The sequence below is a fragment of the Shewanella dokdonensis genome, assembly GCF_018394335.1.
GTDB classification, from domain to species: domain Bacteria; phylum Pseudomonadota; class Gammaproteobacteria; order Enterobacterales; family Shewanellaceae; genus Shewanella; species Shewanella dokdonensis.
In genome coordinates, this window is record NZ_CP074572.1 from 1,360,803 (window position 1) to 1,384,479 (window position 23,677).

The 23,677-nt window shown below is 50.6% G+C and carries 19 protein-coding genes and 6 pseudogenes; 5 read left to right on the top strand and 20 right to left on the bottom strand.

Annotated features, from left to right (window positions below):
* Window positions 1-33: 33 nt before the first annotated feature.
* The 5 genes and pseudogenes from uvrD to KHX94_RS06595 all read right to left on the bottom strand — a co-directional run bounded on the left by uvrD (window position 34) and on the right by KHX94_RS06595 (window position 5,275).
* Window positions 34-2,193 (bottom strand): annotated as a pseudogene (uvrD, locus tag KHX94_RS06575) (DNA helicase II).
* 256 nt (window positions 2,194-2,449) lie between these two features.
* On the bottom strand, window positions 2,450-3,379 hold the full coding sequence (locus KHX94_RS06580) for a SphA family protein (protein ID WP_244859358.1): 930 nt from the start codon (window positions 3,377-3,379) through the stop codon (window positions 2,450-2,452).
* 179 nt (window positions 3,380-3,558) lie between these two features.
* Window positions 3,559-3,897 (bottom strand): FAD-binding protein, encoded by a 339-nt coding sequence (locus KHX94_RS06585; protein WP_213682827.1) that lies wholly within the window; start codon window positions 3,895-3,897, stop codon window positions 3,559-3,561.
* Window positions 3,898-3,911: 14 nt separating this feature from the next.
* The gene (locus KHX94_RS06590) at window positions 3,912-4,310 is read right to left on the bottom strand and encodes a hypothetical protein (RefSeq protein WP_213682828.1); all 399 of its coding nucleotides are present in this window, start codon (window positions 4,308-4,310) and stop codon (window positions 3,912-3,914) included.
* Complete coding sequence (locus tag KHX94_RS06595) at window positions 4,235-5,275, bottom strand: FAD-dependent oxidoreductase (protein ID WP_213682829.1); 1,041 nt, start codon at window positions 5,273-5,275, stop codon at window positions 4,235-4,237. Before KHX94_RS06595 ends, KHX94_RS06590 begins: the two co-directional genes overlap by 76 nt.
* A gap of 206 nt (window positions 5,276-5,481) precedes the next feature.
* Between KHX94_RS06595 and KHX94_RS06600 the strand changes: the two genes are divergently transcribed.
* A complete protein-coding gene (locus KHX94_RS06600) occupies window positions 5,482-7,113 on the top strand; it encodes a sigma-54-dependent Fis family transcriptional regulator (protein ID WP_213682830.1) in 1,632 nt (543 codons plus the stop codon).
* A 178-nt stretch (window positions 7,114-7,291) separates the two neighbouring features.
* On the opposite strand, the gene KHX94_RS06605 is transcribed toward KHX94_RS06600, so the two are convergent.
* The 3 genes and pseudogenes from KHX94_RS06605 to KHX94_RS06615 all read right to left on the bottom strand — a co-directional run bounded on the left by KHX94_RS06605 (window position 7,292) and on the right by KHX94_RS06615 (window position 10,882).
* The gene (locus KHX94_RS06605; protein WP_213682831.1) at window positions 7,292-8,032 is read right to left on the bottom strand and encodes a fumarate reductase iron-sulfur subunit; all 741 of its coding nucleotides are present in this window, start codon (window positions 8,030-8,032) and stop codon (window positions 7,292-7,294) included.
* Window positions 8,029-10,013 (bottom strand): annotated as a pseudogene (locus tag KHX94_RS06610) (fumarate reductase flavoprotein subunit). Before KHX94_RS06610 ends, KHX94_RS06605 begins: the two are co-directional and overlap by 4 nt.
* 146 nt (window positions 10,014-10,159) lie before the next feature.
* Window positions 10,160-10,882 (bottom strand): fumarate reductase cytochrome b subunit, encoded by a 723-nt coding sequence (locus KHX94_RS06615; RefSeq protein WP_213682832.1) that lies wholly within the window; start codon window positions 10,880-10,882, stop codon window positions 10,160-10,162.
* A 370-nt stretch (window positions 10,883-11,252) separates the two neighbouring features.
* Here KHX94_RS06615 and prmA point away from each other — a divergent pair, with 370 nt between their 5' ends.
* From prmA to KHX94_RS06635, 4 genes and pseudogenes are all read left to right on the top strand, one after another.
* Window positions 11,253-12,140 carry a 50S ribosomal protein L11 methyltransferase gene (gene prmA / locus KHX94_RS06620; protein WP_213682833.1) on the top strand — a complete coding sequence of 296 codons (888 nt, stop codon included), beginning with the start codon at window positions 11,253-11,255 and terminating at the stop codon, window positions 12,138-12,140.
* Window positions 12,141-12,285: 145 nt separating this feature from the next.
* Window positions 12,286-13,256 (top strand): annotated as a pseudogene (dusB, locus tag KHX94_RS06625) (tRNA dihydrouridine synthase DusB).
* A gap of 12 nt (window positions 13,257-13,268) precedes the next feature.
* A pseudogene (gene fis / locus KHX94_RS06630) lies at window positions 13,269-13,573 on the top strand (DNA-binding transcriptional regulator Fis).
* 177 nt (window positions 13,574-13,750) lie between these two features.
* Complete coding sequence (locus KHX94_RS06635) at window positions 13,751-14,413, top strand: hypothetical protein (protein WP_213682835.1); 663 nt, start codon at window positions 13,751-13,753, stop codon at window positions 14,411-14,413.
* A gap of 181 nt (window positions 14,414-14,594) precedes the next feature.
* Here the strand turns inward: KHX94_RS06635 and KHX94_RS06640 are convergent, their stop codons facing one another.
* The 12 genes and pseudogenes from KHX94_RS06640 to KHX94_RS06705 form a co-directional block, all read right to left on the bottom strand.
* Complete coding sequence (locus KHX94_RS06640; RefSeq protein ID WP_213682836.1) at window positions 14,595-14,960, bottom strand: hypothetical protein; 366 nt, start codon at window positions 14,958-14,960, stop codon at window positions 14,595-14,597.
* An 85-nt stretch (window positions 14,961-15,045) separates the two neighbouring features.
* Window positions 15,046-15,378, bottom strand: a complete 333-nt coding sequence (locus tag KHX94_RS06645) for a BrxR family helix-turn-helix transcriptional regulator (RefSeq protein ID WP_213682837.1) — start codon at window positions 15,376-15,378, stop codon at window positions 15,046-15,048.
* 338 nt (window positions 15,379-15,716) lie between these two features.
* Entirely contained in the window at window positions 15,717-16,784 is a 1,068-nt protein-coding gene (locus KHX94_RS06650) for a protein-glutamate methylesterase/protein-glutamine glutaminase (RefSeq protein ID WP_244859359.1), read from the bottom strand.
* A gap of 47 nt (window positions 16,785-16,831) precedes the next feature.
* Entirely contained in the window at window positions 16,832-17,335 is a 504-nt protein-coding gene (locus KHX94_RS06655; protein WP_213682838.1) for a chemotaxis protein CheD, read from the bottom strand.
* A pseudogene (locus tag KHX94_RS06660) lies at window positions 17,332-17,873 on the bottom strand (CheR family methyltransferase). Before KHX94_RS06660 ends, KHX94_RS06655 begins: the two are co-directional and overlap by 4 nt.
* Window positions 17,783-18,187, bottom strand: a complete 405-nt coding sequence (locus tag KHX94_RS06670; RefSeq protein ID WP_213682839.1) for a protein-glutamate O-methyltransferase CheR — start codon at window positions 18,185-18,187, stop codon at window positions 17,783-17,785. Before KHX94_RS06670 ends, KHX94_RS06660 begins: the two are co-directional and overlap by 91 nt.
* Entirely contained in the window at window positions 18,184-18,735 is a 552-nt protein-coding gene (locus KHX94_RS06675; RefSeq protein WP_213682840.1) for a chemotaxis protein CheW, read from the bottom strand. Before KHX94_RS06675 ends, KHX94_RS06670 begins: the two co-directional genes overlap by 4 nt.
* Before the next feature lie 61 nt (window positions 18,736-18,796).
* On the bottom strand, window positions 18,797-20,689 hold the full coding sequence (locus KHX94_RS06680) for a HAMP domain-containing methyl-accepting chemotaxis protein (protein WP_244859360.1): 1,893 nt from the start codon (window positions 20,687-20,689) through the stop codon (window positions 18,797-18,799).
* A 69-nt stretch (window positions 20,690-20,758) separates the two neighbouring features.
* A complete protein-coding gene (locus tag KHX94_RS06690) occupies window positions 20,759-21,907 on the bottom strand; it encodes a chemotaxis protein CheA (protein WP_213682841.1) in 1,149 nt (382 codons plus the stop codon).
* Between the two features lie 19 nt (window positions 21,908-21,926).
* On the bottom strand, window positions 21,927-22,916 hold the full coding sequence (locus tag KHX94_RS06695; RefSeq protein ID WP_213682842.1) for an Hpt domain-containing protein: 990 nt from the start codon (window positions 22,914-22,916) through the stop codon (window positions 21,927-21,929).
* Window positions 22,917-22,952: 36 nt separating this feature from the next.
* Window positions 22,953-23,270 carry an STAS domain-containing protein gene (locus KHX94_RS06700; RefSeq protein ID WP_213682843.1) on the bottom strand — a complete coding sequence of 106 codons (318 nt, stop codon included), beginning with the start codon at window positions 23,268-23,270 and terminating at the stop codon, window positions 22,953-22,955.
* A gap of 11 nt (window positions 23,271-23,281) precedes the next feature.
* Window positions 23,282-23,649, bottom strand: a pseudogene (locus tag KHX94_RS06705) (response regulator).
* Between the last annotated feature and the right edge of the window lie 28 nt (window positions 23,650-23,677).

The following is a 23,677-nucleotide window of genomic DNA, read 5'->3' on the forward strand; positions in this document are numbered from 1 at the left end:
TACACCACAAAATGACATTTAGCCGCCACGGTATTACACCGTTTGTAACTTAGCGTAGGCCACTACCAGCCACTTACTACCAAAATCATCAAAATTTACCTGAACCCTGGCCTGGGCCCCACTACCTTCACTGTTGGTAACTGTGCCTTGGCCAAACTTGGCGTGCACGACCCGCTGACCATGATGAAATCCGTTGTCATCAAACTGCTGACTACGGCTAAAACGGGTATTTAACACTGGGGTGGAAACCTGGGCCTTCAACCGTACTTCCTGCATGCACTGTGGCGGGATCTCTTTAATAAACCGCGAGGGTCTGGCGTAGTTCTCGCGGCCATAAATTCGCCGAGACTCAGCATAAGTGATATAGAGTTGTGCCATGGCGCGGGTCATGCCGACATAACATAAGCGGCGTTCCTCTTCGAGCCGATCCCCTTCTTCCAACGTCAGTTGGCTGGGGAAAATACCTTCTTCGACCCCGGCCATGAACACTACCGGAAATTCCAGCCCCTTGGCTGAGTGCAATGTCATTAACTGCACCGCATCCGTATGTTCATCGGCTTGCCCATCACCCGCTTCCAGCGCTGCATGAGACAAAAAGGCGTTGAGTTCACCCATGTCCAGCAGCTCTTCTGGCACTTCAAATGTACGCGCCGCCGTGACCAGTTCTTCCAGGTTCTCTACCCGGCTTTGTGCCTTCTCGCCCTTTTCCTGCTCATACATGGTTTTGAGGCCAGAGGCTTGGATCACATGATCCGTTTTGCGATACAAGACCATTTCGTCGGTATCGTGTGCCAGCGCGACTATCAGATCCATAAAACTGCGCACCGCCGTGGCCGCCCGACCGCTGAGCACTTTTTGCTCCAATAACTGTCCGGCTGCCTGCCACAGCGTCAGTTGATGCTGGCGTGCCGTGCTGCGCATAATCTCCAGGGTTCGGTCACCTATGCCTCGCGTTGGCGTATTCACCACCCGCTCAAACGCCGCATCATCATCATGATTTGTCATCAAGCGCAGGTAGCCCATGGCATCTTTGATTTCTTGCCGTTCGAAGAAGCGCAACCCACCATAAATACGGTAAGCCAGCCCTTTATGCAGTAATGCCTCTTCCAGCACCCGCGACTGCGCGTTGGAACGGTAAAGAATCGCACAATCGGCTAAATTACCGCCTTTATCTTGCCAATCCGCAATGCGCCCGATGATAAAACGCGCTTCATCCAGTTCATTAAAGGCGCAATAAACGGAGATAGGCTCGCCTTCAGCATCTTCCGTCCACAGGTCTTTACCGAGACGGTCTGGGTTATTGGCAATTAATTCATTAGCCGCTTTCAGAATATTGCCGGTAGAGCGATAGTTCTGTTCCAGACGAATAGTGGTGGCATGCGGAAAATCTTTCAGAAAACGATGCAGGTTTTCTACCTGCGCCCCACGCCAGCCATAAATCGACTGATCATCGTCGCCGACAATCATCACATGACCGCTATCGCCTGCCAGCATGGATCCAGGCGTATTGAATGGCGTTGGTGTCTTGAAATTCATCCACCAGAATATTGCGAAACCTGTCCTGATAGTGTTCCAGCAGATGCGGCTTATTAAGCCATAACTCGTGTGCCCGCAGCAGAATTTCAGCAAAGTCCACCAACCCGGCGCGGTCGCAGGACTCCTGATAAACCCGGTACAGCTCCAGCAGTTTTTGCTCCAAGGGGAACGGCCCGGCATCAATGGCCGACGGTCTTAATCCCTCGTCTTTTTTACCATTGATATAGCCCTGCACCATGCGCGGTGGGTACTGTTTTTCATCAAGATTAAGACTCTTGATAATACGTTTGATCAAGCGGTGCTGATCTTCGCCATCAAGGATCTGAAAATTCTGTGGCAGTGCGGCTTCTTGCCAATGGGTACGTAACAGCCGATGCGCCAGCCCATGAAATGTGCCGATCCACATCCGATTCATGTTGTGACCAATAAGCCGCTCGACACGCTCACGCATCTCAGTGGCCGCCTTATTGGTAAAGGTCACCGCCATAATCGAATAAGGGCTCTGGTTCTCTACCTGCATCAGCCATGCAATGCGATGAGTTAACACCCGCGTTTTGCCACTGCCTGCCCCAGCCAGCACCAACATGCTCGACAAGGGGCGGCGACCGCTTCGCGCTGTTTCTCATTCAGGCCATCAAGTAAAGAAGATACGTCCATCGTTGCCTCCATCAAAATCGAGGCGGCATTATAGCAGGAAAGCCCGGCGAGGTTGACGAAGATCCCAAGCAACGGGCAATTCTCCGCGCAAGAAAATACCGCGATAGGCGGCCGCAATTCCCCAAGGTTCGAAAACTATGGCTAACAGCAAGCCATTACGGCGGAGGATTACCCACCTGCGGTAACAGCAACAAGGGGCAGCTCCAGTGGCGCTGCCCCTTGCTAATTTGAGCAAAGTTATCTTCAAAGCTGGCGACTAAAACGATTTAGTTAACGTCAGCACGGCCTGCGAGCCTTGTGTAGTATTTTCTGCATCAAACTCACGCAATACCCGGATATTGGCCTGGAACTGTGCTGGCAGGTAAAACAGGTTAAGTTCTACCCCTAAGGCATTAGACTGTTTGTGCTCAGAAGCGATGGTATCCACCCCATCTTTACTGTCGTCGCTGAACTGACGATAAATAGCACCCGCAATCCCCACGCGCACCAACAAGTCATCCCGCATTTGTACTTCTTTACCAAGCCCATATTCCATCACAAACTCACTGCCGGGACGCACATGAGTGTCGCGTTGACGACTGTTAATGATGGTACGAGTCAAGGCACTGATGGTCCAAGTACGGGCGGAATCAAAGTAGTAAGTGCCGCCTATGGTCAACATGCCAGACCAGTATCCCAACCCCGGAGAAGTAGGAATATCAGCGTCATATTCGCCGGTTGGGGCGATAACCGCCAACCCAAAGGCACCATCCCAACGTGGTTTGTGCCAACCCAAGGCCAATGGTTCGATAACCATGTCACCCAGCGACAATGATTTGCTGTCGCTAAATCCGGTCGCCTTAATATCCAGATCTTTGGACACCAAGGGCATGACTACGTCATAAAAGTAATCAGCACCAAAGAGCTTGCTCTCGGTCACATAGACAAATCGATGCGCCGATGCAAAAACATCAAGGTTAAAGCCATTATTGATTTTGTGGCCCCGATTATCTTTCATGGTCGTTGGGTTAGACCAAGTGTTGTACATTCGGTAAGTGAAGCCGATTGGCGGTGTGGTTCCCGCCATCACCCCTTCACCACCAAAGCCGTAGTGTGTGCCAGAAGTGGCCGCCTGCGCCGCCCCTCCCGCCAGCCAACAGGCACTGCAAATCGCGATAGTCCAGAGACATTTGCTTGCTTTGTTCACAATTCACCATCCTTATTGTTGGATTTTCCAGCCGGGAGGCAATAACGCCTCCCCGTTGGAGAAATGACATGCAACGCAAGCAACGGCCCCAGCCTGGTGCGATTTGAGGCACCCATAGCAACCGGCACAGCGACCAAACTTGCGTGTTGATCATCGTCATTCCTATTGCTATCAGTGAGTTAGACTTTCAGTGACGGTAATAACTTATCGATATCACCACCAGCGGCTTTGATCCCTGCCATGCGACCAAAGGTCACGCAGCGGCCATGACCAATTCCGGGGCAGATAGTTGGGTAGTCGTTGGCAAAGAATTCGCCTTGGGCTGCCCCCACTACATACAAACCAGGAATATGTTGGTCGTTGGCATCTTTCACCAATAAGCTGCTGTCGGTACGCAAGCCACCACACATGGTCAGCACTGTGCTGATCAACTTGCCAGCGTAATATGGGGGTTTATCAATGGCAGTAAGCAGCTCCTTACGTTTGCCGTAATCCACATCGTTCTGTTGGCGATACAACTCGTTGTAACGTGCTACAGTTTTTTCAGTTGCGCCGCTGGCACGTGCATTTTTTGCGCAAGTTCATCAAGCGAATCGGCAACGAGCACTTTGCCCTGTCTGATGTGTCCTTTCTGCACGTCAATTTCCATCTCTTTATTGAAACCTTGGCCCCAGGGTTGGAAGGTTTGCCCATAGAACAGGCCACCGGCCAGATTGTTATCAATCTGAGATTTCACTTGGTCAGCCCAACGACTGTCGTAGATAGTCCAGGCGATACCATCGGGTTGCATCTCTTTTGTACAGCTTTTGGATTGTGTATTAACGTCTTCATTTTTGAAGCGCTGACCATTGGCATTCACATGCAGGAAGCCGTAACTGGCAGCACCGGCTTCCAGGTGAATAACGGCGGCATGGGGCTCATGTTTCTGCATCGCGCCCCCACGTGCATCGCCTGGATCAAACCATCGCCGGTATTACATTTGTTCGGGAAGTAGATTTGCGCATCGGCCAGTAATGTTTCTGGTGAGTAGCGTTGGATCAGTTCACGGTTAGAAGCGTAGTCACCGGTGGCAATAATCACGTTCGGCGCGTTGAATTGAATGTAATGATCAGGGTTACCTGCAATCACCCCAGTCACTGGGCCACCCTCCTGTCGCAAAATCTGTACAGATGGGGTTTTATAATGGATTTTGACGCCTTTATCTTTGGCTTCAGCTTCCAAGGCTGGTACTAACACTATGTTACCTACACCTTCGGCATGGCCGTTGGCGTAAGTCATATCGGCACCTTTCTTGTAGAAAAAGTGTGTCACTGGATATTCGGTGTAGTCCGGGCCTTTGTAATAGCCTTCCCACATTGCCACATCTAGGCCACGGCGACGGGTGATATCGATCATCCAGTCCATAGCGGCGCCACTACGATGGGCATATTCCCACAGCAATTTTTCGTCCAGACGACCTTGTGCCCATGCGATCCAGTCGCGGATCACTTGGCGATAATCGTTGTCGATATGCAGTTCTTTATGGAGCTTGCTATTAAAGGCGGCAATGTGACCACCGCGCGCGCCCCAGATGTTGTTTTTCTCAATAAGGTGCACATTAGCACCCTGTTCTGCGGCTGAAATCGCGGCTGCCAATCCGGCTAACCCGGCGCCAATTACCAGCACATCGGCATTAATCTTCTCTTTGATTTCACTCGCATTAATCGGTTTTTGCGGTTGTTCCCAACTCCATTTGTGTTCATCAGTTACCGGATCCCCAATCCGCTGATTTTCCGCTAGCGCACGTCCCGGCATCACCATCCCCACGACAGATACCGCTCCGGCAGCAACGGAACCTTTGATAAAGTCCCGCCGAGATACACCTGCATGTTCATGTTGTTCATTGTTGTCAGACATCTCAATGCTCCTTGTTATTTATTACGCTTGAACACAGTTTGTACAAAACTGTCGTATGGCTCATAGCATCGCCTATGCCAAGCCATTAGAATCGATTAACACTTTGAGTTTTATGGTATTTTTAATGGTTCACTTATAGAGCATTCTCTAATCTGAGAAATATTTTTCTCTGATTAGAGAATCACTTCTATGCGAGGAGTGAGGCGATGGAAAACGATGGACTGAGTTTGAAAGAGATGCTGACCGTGTCTGATGAGAGCAATTCACTGCACTTTTTAGATCAACGGGTGATTGTGTTCGATCTCGCTTCGCTGGCATTGCTGCGTAAAGAGCTGATCGACACACTCGGGTTTCATGGTGCTTGTGCCATTTTAACGCGTTTTGGTTATGCCCATGGCTGGTGCACGGCCAAAATGCTGTCTCAAGAATTTCCTGATCTCGTCAAACAATCCCATGGTGGCGCCTTACTGCATCGACTCTTTGGTGAAGTGAACACCATCGAGCTGAAAATGAGCAATGGGAATGACGATGAGCCGCTCTATGAATGTATCCTCAAAGATTCCTATGAAGCCGAGCAGCATCGGCTGCTGTATGGCAAAGCTGACGAACCTGCCTGCTGGACGTTAATGGGCTACGCCAGTGGTTATGAATCATTTAAGTTTGGCCGTGAAGTCTACTTCATCGAAGATAAATGCGTTGCCAAAGGCGACCCATACTGCCGCATTCGCGGTAACTTTAAAGAAAAATGGGGCGACAAAATTAAGCCCTATCTGGAGTTCTATGCCATGAGCTCCGCCGATATCATGCTGCGGGATGTTTCAGAAAAACTGCGCGAAACCGAGCGCAAACTGAAACAACGCCAACGTCAGTTAGGCTTATTGAGTCGATTGAATGAAGATCATCACGGCATGTTTGTACGTAGCACCGAGATGCAAAAGGTCATCGATATGGCCAAACGTGTTGCCCAAGTCGATTCCTCAGTATTGATTACCGGCGAAAGCGGTGTCGGCAAGGAACGCATCAGCCGTTATATTCACGAAGCCTCATGCCGTTCATTAGCACCGTTTATCACCATCAACTGCGCCGCCCTCACCGAAACCTTGCTGGAATCAGAACTCTTTGGGCACGCAAAAGGGGCATTTACCGACGCCAACCGAGATCGCCCTGGGCTGTTTGAAGAAGCCAATGGCGGCACGCTGTTTTTAGATGAGGTTGGCGAACTCAGCCCAGCCACTCAGGCCAAACTGCTGCGGGTATTGCAAGAAAAAGAAGTACGGCGCGTTGGTGAAAACCGCGCCCGCCACGTCAATGTGCGCTTACTGTCCGCCACTAACCGTGATCTGCTGCAAGAGGTGAAAAACGGCAACTTTCGCGAAGATCTTTACTACCGCTTAAAGGTAATTGAGGTAAAAGTGCCACCGCTGCGCCATCGCAGTGAAGATATTCTGCCGCTCGCAAACTTCTTTTTACGCATGTATTGCGAGCAGATGCAGCGAAAAATCAACGGCTTTAGCACCAAAGTGGCCTCCATGCTGTTGCACTATGCTTGGCCTGGCAATGTGCGCGAGTTACAAAATATGGTGGAGCGGGCGGTAGTGCTTTGCCCCAACAATCAGATTGACGCTGAAGACTTGCCGCCAGAACTGCTGTTACCGTTTGGCGATAATATGTCCGGTAACCACCTCAAGTCACTCGCCCAAGTGGAGCGCGAATACGTGGCGAATGTGGTCACGGCAGTGGGAGGTGATAAACGGCTAGCCGCCGCCAAATTAGGTATTGGCTTTTCCACTTTATATAAAAAATTGCAGCAACATCAAGCGGCAAGAGAAACCGCCTAAACGGCAGTCTAAACGCAGCCGCTGGCATAACTCAGCACACCAGCGGCTGTAGATAATTAGCCAATCAGTGAGTTACGGCGGAAATCCATTTAGCCAATGGAATAAAAAAACGGCCAACGCTATCAACGTTAGCCGCTGAGTTAAGCGCTATTACCGGGCATGTTACCCTATTGCGCGATTAGGCACGGTTAAGTGCAATCAGAGTCCCGGCCATTTTGCGGCGCAGATAGGCAATCTGCTGCATGTGTGGCAGATCTTTGGGGCAGTTGTCCTGACAACCGAGCAAGGTCATGCAACCAAATACGCCATCCTGAGTGCCAAGCACATGATAGAAGTCATCTGCCGTACGGGCATCGCGGCTATCCAGCTCAAAGCGGGCGATTTTCATCATGCCCACGGCACCAACAAAGGTGTCGCGCATCTGCGCAGTGGCACAGGCAGAAACACAGACACCGCACTCAACGCAGCGCTCCAGCTCGTACAACTTGGCGGCTTCGTCCGGTTCCATCGGTTGTTCCAGATGGTGAATATCGGCTTGCTGCGCTTTGGGGTGCAGCCATAGTTTCAAACGCTCCGCCAACTCACGCATAAATTTACCGGTATTAACCGACAAGTCGCCAATCAGTTCAAACCCCGGCAATGGCATCAGGGTAATCACTGCCTCCGGGTATTTGGCGGTTAAGGTACGGCACGCCAGCGTAGGCAAGCCATTGATCACCATGGCACAACTGCCACATATGCCAGCGCGACAAACAAAATCAAACTGCAATGACGGGTCTTGTTCCGCCCGCAGCCGATTCAGCGCAATAAAAACCGTCATCCCTGGGGTTTCATCCAACTGATAATCCACCATTTTGGGGGCATCGCCAGGCAGTTGCGGATCGTAACGAAAGATCCTGAAAGTCAGACTACGGCTCATGATTTTTCTCCGCGGGCTAAAAGCTCATGTAAACGCTGATTTTGTGGCTGTAGATGCTCGGGTAACTCAAACGGCATCAGCGCCTGTTGTTTTTGTTGCCGGGAAGCATTGTCGCCCAATTGCTGCAAGATCTCGGCGATTTGCTGCTGCCGTTTGGCGGTATCGGGGTGTGCAATCGCGTTATCGGCACCATAACCGCGGTAACCTGGCGGTAGCTCCATCTGCATCACATCCAGTGCTTCATAGCTCAGGCTCGGTTCCAGTGCATTGGCATCTGGCCAACTGGAGAGTGTGCGGCTGAGCCAGTCTTTATCGTTACGTTGCGGGTAATCTTCGCGGGCATGGGCGCCACGGCTTTCGGTGCGCGCTAAGGCACCACAAGCAACGGTGAGTGCGACCTTGAGCATACGCCGCACCCGCAGCGCTTCTGCGAGTTCAGGATTGGCGTGACGTTTTTTGCATTTGAGGCGAATATGCCGCGAGCGTGCCAGCAGTGCTTTCAATTCATCCACCGCGGTTTGCAGCTCTGGGCCATTACGGAAGATGCCCACATAATCCATCATGGTGCGCTGCATTTGCAGTTTCAAATCAAAGGCATCTTCGCCTTCGTCGGTGGCCAGTAGCGTGTCGATCTCCTGTTGCAGTTCGCCAGCAAACTGTTCCACTAACCGGGTGTCCAGCTGTAATTCCTCCTGCTCACAGAAGTCAGCAACATAGCTGCCGATAATCATGCCGCCAACCACGGTTTCTGCCAGTGAATTGCCCCCAGGCGGTTAAAGCCGTGCATATCCCAGCAAGCGGCTTCCCCACACTGAACAGCCCTTTGAGCTGTGGACTTTCACCGCTGGCTTTAGTACGAATGCCGCCCATGGAATAGTGCTGTGTTGGCCGTACCGGGATCCATTCATCGGCGGGATCGATACCGAGGAAGTTTTCACAGATCTCTTTGACTTCACGCAGGTTGGTTTCCACATGCTTACGCCCAAGCAAAGTGATATCCAGCCACAGATGCGGGCCGTACGGACTATCGACTCCCAAGCCTTTGCGCATATGTTCGGTCATGCGGCGCGATACCACATCACGTGAGGCCAGCTCTTTTTCTCTGGCTCATAATCTGGCATAAAACGGTGACCATTTTTGTCACGCAAAATACCGCCATCGCCACGGCAACCTTCGGTGGTGAGGATGCCTACCGGTACAATTGCGGTGGGATGGAACTGCACCGCTTCCATATTGCCCAGCGTGGCCACACCGGTTTCCAGCGCCAACGCCTGACCTATCCCTTCGCAAATAACCGCATTGGTAGAAACCTCATAGATACGGCCATAACCACCGGTGGCTATAGTGGTACATTTGGCAATATAAGCTCGCAGTTCCCCAGTGATCAGGCAACGAGCAATCACCCCATAACAGCGCTTGCCATCGTGAATGATTTTCAGCGCTTCTATGCGTTCATGCACCGGCACATCTAACGAGATGGCTTTGTTATCAACCGCATAAAGTAGTGAATGGCCAGTGCCATCGGCGGTGTAGCAGGTGCGCCATTTTTTGGTGCCGCCAAAATCACGGGCGTTAATTAACCCGTGTGCCGCTTGGGCTTCTTCCAGCGTTACCCGTTCGGCATTGACTACCACCTGCCGCGGCCCCGCCGTCACTCGCGTCCAGGGCACGCCCCAGTTCGCCATCTGCCGCACCGCTTTGGGGGCACAATGGGCGAACATCCGAGCCACGTTTTGGTCACAGCCCCAGTCAGAGCCTTTTACTGTGTCCTGAAAATGAATGTCTTCGTTATCGCCATCGCCTTTAACGGTATTGCCCAGACTCGCCTGCATGCCCCTTGCGCGGCAGCCGAGTGCGAACGTTTCGGCGGAATTAACGACAGCACCAGCGTATCCAGTCCGCGTTGCTTGGCTTCAATCGCCACCCGCAACCCGGCCAGTCCAGCGCCCACCACCAGTGCATCGGTATAAATGAGTTTCACACTCTCTCCTTTCGGGATTAATGAAATCCCACGCTCTGCTTATTTTTAATCCCGTTAGCACCCGCTAATCTGGGTAATCTTGTGGCTGTTGGGAAAAATCCTCCCGGCCGCGATTTGCGGCAGACAGCATCGGTCAGGTCAAATCATCAAGGAATAAACGGTGTTACAGGCGTCGCAAGACCACTACCAATCAACAGGTAAGCGGTAAGGCTGCAAAGCCCCAACACCAGCAGATAACCGATTAGGATCTTCGCCAGCAGCCGCAGCCCGTCTCGACGAAAACTCACGCCCCATTTGAGAGCCAGCCGATAGAGCCCGAGCATGGCGTGAACCACCACCGCGGGCAGCAACAGGATATAAACCAGCCAGTAGTTGTCATGCCAAACGCGCGCCGCAGACAGATGTGGGCCGATTTCAGGATTGGTAATCATGGTCACCAAGTGCATCGGCACCAGGAAAAACATCAAAAATCCAGTCACCATCTGCCAAAACCACAAGCGCGTATCCTGGTGGTTGAGCAAAAGATTATGATTACGCAGTGCCTGCCACTGCCGCCGCTGTGCCGGGAAACGTCTGAGTGCAGTCGCCGCATGTACCATCACCACCAGCAACATGAACACTGAAAACGTCTGCGTCAGCAACGACGAGCCGTGGCCGCTGCTGGTAAACCAACCGCCTTCCAGCACATTCGCCACGCGATAAAACGCCGCTTTGCCCAGCAAGATAGAGGATTCAAAATGCAGGTGTGCCAGCAGAAACAAACCTAAGATAAGGCCGGAGCCACTCTGCAGTATGTCCGCGATGGCTGACCAGCGATGGCTTTGTGGATACCCCAACCATCTCTCACTGATACGATATTTAGTTAACATAGTTATTAAAGTTATTTAAGGTCAGATCCGTGAGCGTACCAACATATCGCAACCCGCTTGCCTGGCCAATAGTGACAAGTGACTTTCGTGATCGTGTTCAATAATTCTGCAATACCAATCAGACATACATCACAAATACGGATTATCGCCACAGTGAATGGTAAGACCATTTAACCTATAATAATCAAACGCTTATTTGAATTTATCAGTCAAAAACGTAACTCAGATACCAATTTCAGGCATTTTATTGGCAACTTTTGAAAGCCAGTTTCACTTTTACTTCATCCAACTTGCGTGATATCGGCTAGCAAGGCGGCAAGCCCTTGCCTTACAATACGCGGGTTTATTTCTAGCCAAAGAGAAGCCTTACATGCCCTGGATCCAGCTACGTATCCACAGCAACAGTGAACATGCTGAAGCACTGAGCGACCTGCTGATGGAACTCGGCAGTGTGTCGATTACCTTCGAAGACGGTAAAGACACGCCCATATTTGAACCCAAACTGGGTGAAACACCATTGTGGGCCGACACGGTTGTTGTCGCCTTGTTTGATGCCGGTACTGACCTCACGCCAGTGGTAGCCGAGTTGCAGCAACTGCCGTTTCTGCAACAACAGTTCAACTACAAAATCGAACAGATCGAAGACAAAGACTGGGTACGGGAATGGATGGATAACTTTCATCCCATCCAGTTTGGTCAACGGTTGTGGATCTGCCCCAGTTGGCGCGAGATCCCAGATCCGAATGCGGTTAATGTGATCCTTGACCCAGGGCTAGCTTTTGGTACTGGCACCCACCCTACCACCGCCTTGTGTCTGCAATGGCTAGACAGCCTGGAACTGCAAGATAAGGAAGTGATCGACTTTGGTTGTGGCTCCGGTATTCTCGCCGTTGCCGCCCTGAAACTCGGCGCTAAATCGGCTATTGGTATCGATATCGATTATCAAGCCATCGACGCCTCCCGCGACAATGCCACCCGCAATCAGGTGATAGACCGGCTTAGCCTGTACTTGCCGCAAGATCAGCCACAAGGCATTCAAGCCGATGTGTTAGTGGCCAACATTCTCGCCGGGCCACTGCGGGAACTGGCACCACAAATTGCATCGCTGGTTAAGCCTGGAGGCAAGCTAGCGTTATCAGGTTTGCTTAATGAACAAGCCGAAGAACTCCGCGAAATCTACAGCGAGTGGTTTACCATGGACGCCGCTGCTCACAAAGAAGACTGGAGCCGCTTGACAGGAGTACGCAAATCGCTGTAATAGGCCGCCAAGGCACGCCAGCACTGACTTCGAAGGATCTAAAAGTCAAGAAAAAAGTTTTGCTTTAGGTTATTTATTGACCTTTTCATGGCTAGCAAAAAGGCGTACTATGGCGCCCCTTTGAAGCGCTAGGTGAAACCGCGAAATGCAAATTGGCCCCTATCAACTGACAAACCAGCTGATCGTGGCACCAATGGCAGGTGTCACCGATCAGCCCTTCCGTAATCTCTGTCTCCGTTATGGTGCTGCCATGGCAGTGTCAGAGATGCTTTCGTCCAATCCTGAGTTATGGGATACGGACAAAAGTCGCCAGCGTATGAGCCATTCCGGCGAGGAAGGCCTACGCTCGGTACAAATTGCCGGGGCAGATCCCGATGACATGGCTTGGGCCGCCCGCTACAACGTAGAGCAAGGTGCCCAGATCATCGATATCAACATGGGCTGCCCAGCAAAAAAGTGAATAAGAAGCTCGCGGGCTCAGCCTTGCTGCAATCACCGGAATTGGTGCAACGTATCCTAGATGCGGTGGTAGCAGCAGTGGATGTACCTGTAACGCTGAAGATTCGCACGGGTTGGGACCCAGAACACAGGAATGGTGTTCAAATCGCCCAGATTGCTGAAGAGAGTGGCATTACCGCCTTAGCGGTACATGGCCGTACTAGGCAAGACCTGTACAAGGGAGAAGCCGAATACGACACCATCAAGGCAATCAAACAGAATGTCTCGATACCGGTTATCGCCAACGGAGATATCACCTCACCGGAGAAAGCCCGCTTCGTGCTGGATTACACTGGCGTGGATGCTCTGATGGTAGGCCGGGGCGCACAGGGACGACCGTGGATTTTTAAAGAGATCCAGCATTACCTGGACACCGGCAGTTTGCCGGCACCTGTAGACAATGCTGAAAAGCGTCAAGTGATGCTGGAGCATTTGTCCAAACTGTATGATTTATATGGCGAATATAAAGGCATTCGCTTCGCCAGAAAGCATATAGGTTGGTATCTGAACCAGGAAGAACAGCGCCAATTTCGGGCTGAGTTTAATCAGCTGGAAAGCGCTGCCGAACAGTGCTCCATGGTGGAACACTATTTTGATGAATGTGTACTAGATAAATAAGAGCAGAAACGAATGTTTGATCAGACAACTCACACAGAAGCTCATCCGCTTACCGTAGGCAAAATTGAAACCGCAAACGGCACCATCAAGCCACAGCTGCTGCGCGACGCCGTAAAACGCGCTGTTAGCAACTTCTTCTCGCAGCTGGATGGTCAGGAAGCTCAAGAAGTATATGAAATGGTGCTTTGCGAAGTCGAAGCCCCTCTGCTTGATATCATTATGCAGCACACCCGTGGCAACCAAACTCGTGCCGCCAACATGCTGGGTATCAACCGCGGCACCCTGCGCAAGAAACTGAAAAATACGGCATGAACTGATATTGAATCAGTAACATATTGTATTTAAAGAAAAGGCCAGTCATTGCGACTGGCTTTTTTGCATTTTGAACCCACATTTAAACCCACACATGCTTTTTCACTCACATTAGAAAATATCTCCCTACCCACCAGAAAAATACCTTACAGTTAGTCAATCACATCGACTAGAAACCTAATATGGACATCCTCGACAAGTACGAACTAAAGGAATGGTGGAACACAGCACTAACAACTGAACAACGCGATCAAATATCCCGCGACTATCAGCCAATGGGCTACCCGACAGGTGAGCGTTATCTCTACGCAAAGCTGGTAGGGAAGGAATATGGCGAAACAGGTAAATGCTGTTTACTGGACGTCTTAGCGTGTGTGGCAAAGGATGACGCGAAAGACATCATCAGGAACAAAACCGAGCAAGCGGTAAAAGAGGCTCTTAGCCTGACTAAGCGAAATTACATAGATATTCACTTAGCCCTAGCTGGTTTAATTAAATATCATTACCGTTTGCGGAATGATCAAGCTCATTATGAAAAGGCCAAAGAGTTTTGCTTATTGCAGATATCTATTTCTAGTAAATTAGTCAAAAAATTTCGTTATCCCGAAAAACCGAAAGAACTAAAAGGGCTTCATAAATTAACGGGTATGACACATCCCTATTATGATGAACCTCAAATTCTGCCTTCACATACAGGTTACAAACAACTTGCTATCATTCTTGAAAAAGAAGGTGATCTACAAGGTGCGCTTGAGCTGTCACAAAAGGCGTTAAAGCAGGGATGGACTGATGATAATGAAAAGCGAATAGCGAAACTAACAGCTAAACTTGCCAAGCAAAAATAGCTTTTTTATCGAGTAAGAAAACTCGCGCTAAAGGTGTCCGAAAATTCCCTTAGCGATGTCAGAAAATGGGCAGCTAGTGATGTCGGAAAATTCTGCCTTAATGCGTCCGAAAACTCACAAGGCCATGGTGTAGCAGATGTTAGGTGCTAGCCTTTACACATGCACCTCACCAGTTTGAAGGTTAATTTGTCTTAAGTTGGCTGCCGATTGGAGCTTCCGTGTAAGAGTAATTAACTACAACACCATCTTTAATCAAAACGTCTAATTGCTTACGCAAGCCTGTGGTGTTCACATCCACCGAAAATACATAACTCTTAGCTTTTGAGGTTACATCGGTGTAAAGGTATCCCCAACGCTCACTGTTTTCATCTATAACCGTTTTAGTAAATGGCTGTCCCATTAAGATTTGTAATTCATCGGCGCTGGTCTTGCCTTTCACTATGCTTGTCACTTTAGTCGCGTCAAAATCTGCACCAGTTGTCATATGTGAAGTAGCGCAACTCGTAAGTATCAACGCAGCAACGGCAAAAATAATATTGCGATTCATATTTCCTTCCTTGGTTGAGGTTTTGGATTCTAACTTATTGATTACCTGAGAGACTATAAATCTAATTCATATGAAAGTGCAAAAATTAATCATCTTTTGAACGGGGATATGATGTCCAAGTATTATTGGCTAAGTAATTTGCTGGTGGGGAAAATTCATTGGTTTGCAACCAATGCAGGTATGTGTCTAAATCGCCGTCATAAAATATGGGTAACGCTGTATCCTGGAAGCAATAACGGCCATCCATTTGTTTTGTAAGCACGGCAGGATAGCGTGCCTGATATTGGCTAATATCCTTATAAACCTGCTGGCGGGATATCGTAAATTGTTTGACGACCTCGCAGTTACGCACTTCGCCTTGCCATAGTGCCAACATTTCGATAAATGCCAGCCGTTCCTCGACTAATTGCCTCGCCATTCACTATCCATGTTATTCATCCATCAGTGATGCGTTATGGTGTATCAAAAATCCAAGGCGTTGTCTTTCTGTATCTGGCGTTTGCCAGATTGCACAGGCCTTAGCCTCAGGTTTGAACACTGACAATCATAAATAACATGCAGCGGCACAGGGAGTGGTGAGCCACATAGCAAAAACGCTGGGCGGCGCGCCGGCAACTCTCGTTAGCAGCGTTCAATATGGGTGTTATTCATACAAAGCTGCGGATAACTGTAGATGTCAGCCGCTTAGAAGCATGATTTTATGCCAAATACGCCAAGGATAATTCACTGGTGAGAGCCTATTGCTAGCGTTAATCGCTAGTGCCGCCACAGATTTTCAATGGTGGGGGCAACCTCATCCAGTGAAAGTTGCTGCTCAACGGCCTCCATTTCAATAGCTTCTTTTGGCATACCAAACACCACGCAACTCTGTTCGTCTTGGGCAAAGGTGATGGCTCCCGCCTGCCGCATCAGCTTTAAACCTCTGGCACCATCATCGCCCATGCCCGTCAGAATAAAGCCAGCGGCATCGGCCCCGGCGGCTTTGGCAACTGAACGAAATAGCACATCCACGGAGGGTTTATGGCGATTCACCAGCGGCCCATCACTCACGGTCACCACATAACCATTGCCTTGAGCAACTAGCTGCATATGGCGGCCACCGGGAGCGATTAATGCCCGGCCTGGCAATACGGCATCCTGATCGGCGGCTTCCTTCACTTCTATTCGGCACAAGCTGTTAAGCCGTTGGGCAAACATTTCAGTAAATTTTTCAGGCATATGCTGCACGATTACGATGCCTGGTGGGCGTTCACTCAACGCGGTCAAGATCCGCTCCAGTGCCTGAGTACCGCCAGTGGAGGTGCCAATGGCCACCACCTTACGCAGTGGTAATCGCGCGGGGGCTACGCGGTTTATCGGCTGAGGTTTAGGTGCTGCTAGCTGTGGCTTACGCACAATATTGGCCAGCTTGGCACTGGCCGCCGCTTTCACCACGCTGACCACATCATTAGCACTGTCGAGCAAAAAACCTTTCAAGCCAGCTTTGGGTTTGGTAATAAAACCAAAGGCTCCGGCGGACATTGCCCGCACCGTGACCTCCGCCCCCTTTTCCACTAGGCTAGAGCAGATGATCACTGGCGTTGGCCGCTTCTCCATAATCTGCTTTAGGAACGTTAAGCCATCCATCCGCGGCATTTCCACATCTAATAACACCACGTCAGGCCAGCACTTTTCCATGCGCCGCATGGCAAAAATAGGGTCGGCAGCCACGGCCACTTCGGCAATGGCATTGTCCTCCAGCAGCAGATCGCTCATCACCTGGCGCACCACGGCTGAGTCATCCACAATCAGCACATTAATCCCTTTGCCCATCATTGAACTCATGTTGCTCCCCACATACGGCACAACGCTTCCTTGCGCAGATCAATCTTTCAACCACAACGACCATATTTGACCCAAACACTGCCACTATTCATCTCAAAGACCACTTGTCGATAACGTTCCCCGCCCACGTCTTCGGCTTTAACCGCAAAGCCAGCTTCACGCAGCCGTTGTTGACCAAAGCGAATATTGGCTTCGGCAACGTTGATGTTAAACCTGTGGCGATCGGGCCACAGGATCACATTGCCGCCACCAAAAATTTTGGCTTCAAATTCGCTGGGAGACAGGCGCGCTTTAGCAATATGTTCGAGAAAGGAATGGAATACATCACTGCCGAAATACCCGTGTGGATGCCGTTCTGGCCGATGAAAGCGCTGCCGATCTGGCAACAAGTAATGGCACATGCCGCCCAGTTTATGCTGCGGATGCCACAAGGTGATGGCCACACAGGAGCCGAGCAATGTCTGCACCTGCACAGGTTCCTGACTGAACAGCAACTCACCAGGATTGAGCACAAATTTACGGGTCTGCGGCAGTGAGAGCGCAATTGTCATAGTTTTGCTCCTAGCCGATACACAGATGGCTGCAACAGGTTAACTTTGTCCGTAACGCCAGTGAGGCTTTCGGCATGGCCTATCAGCAGGAAACCACCCGCATTCATGTGCCGAATAATATTGGCGACTACCCGCTGTTTTGAGGGTTGATCAAAATAGATCATCACATTGCGCAGCAGCACCAGATCAAAACTACCGAGCCGCTCCGGCAATTGCTGCAAATTGGCATGACGAAATTCCACTTGGCTGCGAAGTTCACGACAGACCTTGAATTGTAAGGATTTATCGCCCGTTCCCTTCAGGCAATACTGATGCAGATAATGTTTGGGAATATTCTCTGCCCTTTGTATGGGATAAATACCTTTTTTGCTTTTTCAATGACTTCAGCATTGATATCTGTCCCCAAAATCTGCCAACTGCCCTGATGGTGGCTCGCCAGTACCATGGCTAAGGTATAAGCTTCCTCACCGGTGGAGCTGGCAGCACTCCAGCATTTGAGGTGTTGTCCACGAAACCGCGGTAATACCGCTTCCCGAATAAAACTGAAGTGACTGTCTTCCCGAAAAAGAAGGTTTCATTGGTGGTGAGCAAGTCAATCGCCCGCTGCCGTTCCGATGCTGCTAGTGTGTCTTGAGCGTTGCTGATTAACTCATAATAACGGCGAAAACTGGGGAGTTGTAGCTCCCGCAGTCGGCCATTAAGGCGACTCGTCACCAAAGCTTTTTTATTGGCGGCAAGCCGGATCCCGGCGGCCTGATACAGCCACTGGCAGATCAGTTGAAACTCGGCATCATGCAGCGGTATCTGCTGGAATGAGTCGGGCCAAAGAAATTCCGCTTCATTGCATTTCACGGCGATTTATTCTCCAGCGCAGCATCCCGAACCTGACCAACCAAGGTCATTTCCTCCACCGACAGCACTTTGTTTTCATCCAAAATAATCACAAAGGCTTCGCCCAGTTTGCCCATGGCTCGGATAAAATCGGTGCGGATACTGGCGCCAAAGCTGGGCGCGCCACGCAAGTTGTCGGTGGCAATTTCCAGCACCTCCGAGACACTGTCCACCAGCACGCCTATCACTTGGGAATCGGTCTCTTGCCCCACTTCCACAATGACAATACAGGTACGGCGACTGATCTGCGATGCCGCCATACCGAAACGGCTAGCCAGATTCACCACGGGGATCACTTCTCCCCGCAGGTTGATCACGCCTTCAATAAAATCAGGCATGCGCGGGACTTTGGTAACGCGTCCATACTCCAAAATTTCCTTCACATGGAGAATGCCAAAAGCATATAGCTCACCTTGCAACAGAAACGTCAGGTACTGAGATTCTTCCTGATAGTTGTCCTCGTTATCCGTCCCATTAGTTACTGCCAGTGATTGTTTAGCTTCTGCCATGGGGCCTCCTAAAAGCGTACAAATTCACTGTCATCGTCGTCAGATGCTACGGGCTTATGACTCATCGCCACAGGTGCAGCCTTGGGGGCCGTACGTTTGAGCCCTCCACGGGGGCTGTGCCATTGCCCGTTTTGAAGAACGTCATCAACTGCTGTAACTGCTGTGCCTGACTACTCATCTCTTCTGCGGTAGAGGCAAGTTCCTCGGACGCCGAAGCGCTTTGCTGAGTAATGCTGTTCAACTGCTCCATCGCCTGGTTGATCTGGCTGGCTCCGGTAGATTGCTCCATCGATGCCGCGCTGATCTCCTGTACCAAATCCGAGGTTTTCTCAATAGAAGGCACCATTTCTCGCAGTAGATTGCCCGCTTCTTCTGCCAGTCCAACACTGTTTTTGGCGACTTCACCAATCTCTTGAGAAGCTATCTGACTGCGCTCTGCCAGTTTACGTACTTCTGCGGCAACCACGGCAAACCCCTTGCCATGTTCGCCCGCTCGTGCGGCTTCAATTGCAGCGTTTAACGCTAACAGATTGGTCTGGTAAGCAATATCGTCAATAATGCTGATTTTTTCGGCAATTGACTTCATCGCCGCCACCGTTTTAGTAACCGCTTCGCCCCCTTGCTTGGCTTCTTTGGCCGCTTTAGCCGCCATGGAATCAGTGACCTTGGCATTGTCGGTATTCTGCTCGATAGAAGCTGACATCTGCTCAACTGATGAGGTGGTTTCCTCTACGCTGGCCGCCTGTTCGCTGGCGCCCTGGCTTAACGATTGCGATGTGGCAGACACCTGTTCCGATGCCGAAGCCAGCGCATCGCTGGCACTGTTGACCTCGCCCACAATTTGCGACAACTTGCGTACCATGTTTTGGATATTAGCGACTAGGCTGGTGCTGTCATTGGGTTTGAGATTGAACTTGACGGTTAAATCCCCTTCCGAAATTTCCTTCACCACCGCGGCCGCATAATCCGGTTCGCCCCCAATCTGTTGCAATACCGAACGGGTAATCCAGAAGCCCACCAGCAAGCCGATAGCAATGGCAATGACACAGACACTCAACATCATCAATTTGGCTTGCTCATTGGACGCCTGTACTTTAGGGCCAAGTGCATCCTGCTGTGACTTGATGTTAGCCATCAGATCTTCTAGCAGTTTGGCCACATTACGCCCGATCACCGAAAGCTCTCCGTCCATTAGCTGGTTGCGTTTCTTAATCACGCTCGTCAGTTCATTAAAGGCGCTTGCGTAATGCTCGCTGGAAATCTTGACTTGATTTACCAGCGTCCGTTCGTTGCTATCGTTGACTTGCTTATCTAGTGTTGCCAGTTGGTCTTTCAGCGTCAGGTATTCACTATCAACGCGCTGAACATAGGTATCTAGGTTGTTGTCAAGAAATTTCACCACATACAAGCGCATCAACAGCAGGTGGCGTAATGCCAGCGATGTGACATAGGCATCTTCGGCTTTATTATTCTGCCTGGCGGTCTTGAGCAATTCCGTCATGACGTTTTCCACCTCAGGGCCAAGACGATCTAGCTGCCCGGACATCAAGGCATCACGGCGGGCAATCAGCTCAGTGATCTGGGTAAACACCGCATCATAGTTATTGAGCTGTTTCTCTAACTGTTCATAGATTTTCAGTTGTGGCGGATCAACCACCATGGCCTTGGCTTGGGGAAGCAGATCCATCAGCGCCTGCCAGCGTTCACCTTTGCGTTTTAGTGTGGTTTCATCGGCATGCATGTAGTAGTACAACGTCTCTAACCGCAGTGCCAACATACTGCTTTGGATATTACCGGCTTCCACCGTATTGCGGGCATAAGCACGATACTCGGCAAAACCGCTACTGGCAGTGAACAACCCACGGAAGGAGATGATGGCCGCCAGACATAGCAGTAATAACACTATGCCAAACCCCATTCCTAACTTAAGGCCAAGCTTCATATTCCTGAACATAGCTATCTACCCTTTCCTTGTCATGTTCTTGTGTATGTGTAACGGCCACTGCTAAACACCGTTGCCAAGCTACTGTAATAACAACTGTTCTTCTCCCATCATGGTGTCGATAAGACCATGAATATCCAGAATCAAAGCCACTGAACCATTCCCTAAAATGGTTGAACCACTGATGCAGCCCACTTCGGAAAACAGTTTGCCCAGTGGTTTGATGACGGTCTGAAACTCACCTAACAGGCAGTCAACGACCAGTCCGGCACTGGTGCCACCAGACTGCACTACCACCACATTCTGACGCGCCGGATAACGGCCTTCGATACCCAAACAATGGCGCAGATAGATCAAGGGCAACACCTGCCCTCGCAGGTTAAAGTAAGGAGCATCGACGGGATTGTCGGGCAGTTTTTTGAGTTCAAGACATTCCTGCACCGCATCCAAAGGCACCACGAACTGCTCATCCGCAACCCCAATAATAAAGCCGTCAATAATCGCCAGCGTTAGCGGCAGGATGATGCGCATGGTGCTGCCTTGGCCTATCTGGCTGAGGATCTCCACGCGGCCTCGCAGTTCTGAGATATTGCGTTTGACCACGTCCATTCCCACACCGCGACCGGAAAGGTTGGAAACTTGTGAGGCAGTAGAAAAACCCGGTTCGAAAATCAGGTTCAGCAGTTCATCCCGCGACAATACGGCATTTTCATCCAGCAACTGTTTTTCAATCGCTTTCGCTCTAATGATCTCGGGATCCAGCCCTTTGCCATCATCACTGACTTCAATCACGATATTGCCGGAATCATGATAGGCATTGAGCGTAATCGTGCCTTTTTCTGGTTTCCCGGCAGCGACACGAATTGCAGGCGATTCAATACCGTGATCAATGGCGTTGCGCACCAAGTGGGTCAATGGATCGCCGATTTTCTCAATCACGGATTTATCCAGCTCGGTTTCGGCGCCGTTGATCACCAGTTCAATCTCTTTATCCAGCTCGTGGGCAATATCCCGCACGACTCGTTGGAAGCGGCTGAACGTGGCCCCAATCGCAACCATTCGCAGTTCCAAGGCTGCATCCCGCACGGCTTCCAGCAACGAATTCAGTACTGACACTGATTCGTTTAACGCCGAATCGCCCAGATTATCGGCCAACAGCGATGTCCCGGCTCCCGCGGTCACCAGCTCGCCCACCAGATTGATCAGCTTATCCAGCTTTTCGGCATCCACGCGCAGACTTTTTGCTCTTTCACCAGGGTATCGCGGACTTTTCCCTGCTTATCGAGAGCCGCTTGCAATACCGGTTGGATGCCGCATTGGTACTCGAAATAATCTCGCCTAAGGGTTGAGGGCTACTACTGAGCTGTTGCTGTAATTGCAGTGCCCGTTGCAATTCGTTGGCTGTCAGCGCTCCCGATTGCACCAGCATCTGCCCCAGCAGTTGGTCAACCTGCGGCATGCTCTCTATCAGTTGCACAAACTCCTGCAATCGGCTGTGAGGTGGAATAATGTGCAGAATGCTTTCTTCCCTAACAAATTCAAACACATCTTCAATTTCTTGCTTCGATGCTGACGAGGCCAGTTGAATGCCAAAAGCCAGATAACAGTTTTCACTGTCAAACGCGGTAATGGGGGGTAAAAACTCTGCCAAAGGGATAATGCTGACCACATCGCCCAGATGTTTCAGGTAAGAGATAAAAGAGAGGGGATCCATGCCATCCCGAAAGCTGTTATGGCCAAAACGAATAGAGATATGCCAACAATCACTGCTAGCAATATCATCGCTGTCCAGCCGTTCAAAGGGAGGCTGCCCAGAGACAGGCAAGGAAAGTTCGGGCTGTTGCACCGCTGCGGCGCCTGCAACCATGTAGGATTGCAAGGCTGCCAGTAATGGCTCACCGGCTTTGGCGATAGCGCTATCGTTGTTTCCGGCTTCGGCACTATCGACCAGTTGTGCGATATGATCTCGACATTGCAACAACAGCGAGACTAACGCATCCGAAATCGCTAACTGATGGTTACGCATGCGATCCAGCACACTTTCTACTACATGGGTAAAGCTGACCACGTCTTCCAGGCTGAACATGCCCGCAGAACCTTTGATGGTATGGGCAGCACGAAAAATACCGTGCAGATTCTCCTGCAAAGAGGCGTCATCCAGCGTTTCCAGCTGTAACAACAGTGATTCCATCTGTTCCAGCAGTTCACGGCTTTCAGAAAAAAGTCTGCAGTGCAACATCCATGTTCATCGATATCTGCTCCTTACGGACTAAATTTAAGCATCGCCAGCCAGTAATACCGGATCGTCAAACCAGTCCAGCAATCCCAGCAGGCTGAACAGCGATACCACCGCCTCGCTATGATTGACGAGTGCTAGTTGTTTCCCCGCCTGTAACCGTTCCCGCCGCGCCAGCATCAGCAATTGCGCGCCACTGCTGTCAATTTCCGTCACATCTTTCAGATCGACCACCAACTGCGCCGAGGTCGTCAGTAAGGGCAAAAATTCCTGCGCTAATTCAGCGATGTGATAAATCGTCATTTCCCCCTGCGGGCTGACAAATTCGATGCTGGTGTCTGACACATGTTCCTGCATAATAGGTCGCCTCAGGGTGCAATCAACTTACCAACCGCCGCCAGTAATTGCTGTGGCACAAAGGGCTTGACCACCCACGCTTTGGCGCCAGCCGCGCGCCCTTCCTCTTTTTGGCCGCCTCGGATTCAGTGGTTAACATGATCACCGGGGTAAATCGGGTATCAGGGCGAGCCTTGAGTTCTTTAAGCAGCGTTAAACCATCCATGTTAGGCATGTTGACATCGCTGATAACCAGGTGGATACGGCTGCCGCCGAGCTTGCTGAGCGCATCTTTGCCGTCGCAAGCCTGAATAGTGTCGTAACCGGCACCACTGAGGGTCATGCTGACCACTTGTCGGATAGAAGCGGAATCATCAACGATCAAGACTGTCTTTCCCATAACCCATCCCTTTGTTATTTGCTGTTTT

Bases quoted from the DNA above. Each gene is read 5' to 3' on its own strand.
- KHX94_RS06590 (WP_213682828.1), bottom strand. From the start codon at position 4,310: ATGCAGAAACATGAGCCCCATGCCGCCGTTATTCACCTGGAAGCCGGT.
- KHX94_RS06595 (WP_213682829.1), bottom strand. From the start codon at position 5,275: ATGTCTGACAACAATGAACAACATGAACATGCAGGTGTATCTCGGCGG.
- KHX94_RS06600 (WP_213682830.1), top strand. From the start codon at position 5,482: ATGGAAAACGATGGACTGAGTTTGAAAGAGATGCTGACCGTGTCTGAT.
- KHX94_RS06605 (WP_213682831.1), bottom strand. From the start codon at position 8,032: ATGAGCCGTAGTCTGACTTTCAGGATCTTTCGTTACGATCCGCAACTG.
- KHX94_RS06615 (WP_213682832.1), bottom strand. From the start codon at position 10,882: ATGTTAACTAAATATCGTATCAGTGAGAGATGGTTGGGGTATCCACAA.
- prmA (WP_213682833.1), top strand. From the start codon at position 11,253: ATGCCCTGGATCCAGCTACGTATCCACAGCAACAGTGAACATGCTGAA.
- KHX94_RS06635 (WP_213682835.1), top strand. From the start codon at position 13,751: ATGGACATCCTCGACAAGTACGAACTAAAGGAATGGTGGAACACAGCA.
- KHX94_RS06640 (WP_213682836.1), bottom strand. From the start codon at position 14,960: ATGAATCGCAATATTATTTTTGCCGTTGCTGCGTTGATACTTACGAGT.
- KHX94_RS06645 (WP_213682837.1), bottom strand. From the start codon at position 15,378: ATGGCGAGGCAATTAGTCGAGGAACGGCTGGCATTTATCGAAATGTTG.
- KHX94_RS06650 (WP_244859359.1), bottom strand. From the start codon at position 16,784: ATGAGTTCAATGATGGGCAAAGGGATTAATGTGCTGATTGTGGATGAC.
- KHX94_RS06655 (WP_213682838.1), bottom strand. From the start codon at position 17,335: ATGACAATTGCGCTCTCACTGCCGCAGACCCGTAAATTTGTGCTCAAT.
- KHX94_RS06675 (WP_213682840.1), bottom strand. From the start codon at position 18,735: ATGGCAGAAGCTAAACAATCACTGGCAGTAACTAATGGGACGGATAAC.
- KHX94_RS06680 (WP_244859360.1), bottom strand. From the start codon at position 20,689: ATGTTCAGGAATATGAAGCTTGGCCTTAAGTTAGGAATGGGGTTTGGC.
- KHX94_RS06695 (WP_213682842.1), bottom strand. From the start codon at position 22,916: ATGTTGCACTGCAGACTTTTTTCTGAAAGCCGTGAACTGCTGGAACAG.
- KHX94_RS06700 (WP_213682843.1), bottom strand. From the start codon at position 23,270: ATGCAGGAACATGTGTCAGACACCAGCATCGAATTTGTCAGCCCGCAG.